General features: G+C 34.5%; 2 protein-coding genes. Both read left to right on the forward strand.

Features of this window, described 5'->3' with window-relative positions; all coding sequences use genetic code 11:
• Positions 1–403 precede the first annotated feature (403 nt).
• Positions 404–661: a hypothetical protein gene (locus tag ACFX4N_RS31020; protein ID WP_328125920.1), complete on the forward strand. Its 258-nt coding sequence runs from the start codon at positions 404–406 to the stop codon at positions 659–661.
• On the forward strand, positions 661–1,068 hold the full coding sequence (locus ACFX4N_RS31025) for a hypothetical protein (RefSeq protein ID WP_328125921.1): 408 nt from the start codon (positions 661–663) through the stop codon (positions 1,066–1,068). Before ACFX4N_RS31020 ends, ACFX4N_RS31025 begins: the two co-directional genes overlap by 1 nt.
• The last annotated feature ends 302 nt before the right edge of the window (positions 1,069–1,370 follow it).

Here is a 1,370-nt window from a genome sequence, read left to right on the forward strand (position 1 = left end):
CGCAGCATTCTACAAAAATTAAACGTTTCTTCGATGAAAGAAGCGATCGATTTTTATAAAAAAACTACCCAGACTTCTTCTCAAAACCTCACGAATTATCATCAAAAAATCTTTCAAAAACTCGTTAAGAATTCATAAAAGTTGAGGGGACTTAAAGGGGACATTAGGTCAACATCTTCAAAAAAATGTAAAAAACAATATCAAGATTAGGCATTTTTTCACCTTTTAGGTCGGCAGCAGGTCGACAGATTGGAAGTTTTCATGGGGTCACTTTTTTTGAGATGAAAACGTTATTTTGCTAGGCTTTGCCTTGCCCCCGCACCTATGGTGGGGGCAAAAACCCCTTATGCTCTTCTCTACTCGTACTGGAAATTTTGCAATTTGATAAAGAAGGAATGATTTCATGGATATCTTTTTACGAAATATTGATCCGGTTGCTATGCAAAAAGTTGATGAACTAGCGAAAAAAAATGAGATGTCCCGTCGAAGGTTTTTGAAAGAACAATTCGAAGTATTAGCTTTTTTTGATGAGCAAGTAGAAAGAGAAAAAAGATTAGAAGCAATCATTGATCAGAACATCGAAATAATGAAACAATGTGCGATATCAATTGAAAAGATGAATGATATTATCTATGAACTGATGGGAGATGTGGAAGAGTAATGGAAACACAACGACGTATGATTACACTTGATAAAGAAACGGATCAATACATCCAAGATTATATGGCTGAACATAAACTTCGTTTTCCAGGAGAAGCGATTATGGATATTTGTAAAAAGTATCGAGAAGAAAAAAAGAAAGAATGGTCGTTAGACTACATTACGGAAACCGTTAGTGAAAATCTCCATAGTATATTAAAAAATGAACTTAAAAAGATTCGATTAGGAACAAATAGTGCAGATAAAAACACACAAATTCTTATCGAATTCATGAATGGATTGTATTTCCATCATGGCTATGAGGGGATTATGACAACAGATCTTCTAGAACTAGAAGAAACTAAACTTGCCAAAAAAGTCGTAGGGGAACGTATTGTGAATCAACGACAAAAACGCTTGGATAAGTAATACCCTAAAAGCTAAAACAGCCTTTAAGGCTAGCTAGGTAGGCTTAAGCCTACTTTTCCTTTTAGTAAACGAGGTGAATATAGGTTGATATGCAGTTATTGTGGGACAGAAGGAGTAGATGAAAACTGCTCTTTTTGTGGAGCTAGTTTAACTATACAAAGACCAAGACTAAAAAAATTTGTAATTTTAGAGGATGTTAAGAAGTCCTTTAATGAATTGGCATGCTTTCATACGTATGATTTGTTAGTTTTGCTGCGTTTGGTACGTAAAGAAAGGACAAAGGCTTATGATTTAATGCTAAC

Source organism: Priestia sp. YIM B13551 (assembly GCF_042787905.1).
Taxonomy (GTDB): Bacteria; Bacillota; Bacilli; order Bacillales; family Bacillaceae_H; genus Priestia.

What these genes read in the sequence shown, in the direction of transcription:
- ACFX4N_RS31020 (WP_328125920.1), top strand. Translation starts at nt 404, where the DNA reads ATGGATATCTTTTTACGAAATATTGATCCGGTTGCTATGCAAAAAGTT.
- ACFX4N_RS31025 (WP_328125921.1), top strand. Translation starts at nt 661, where the DNA reads ATGGAAACACAACGACGTATGATTACACTTGATAAAGAAACGGATCAA.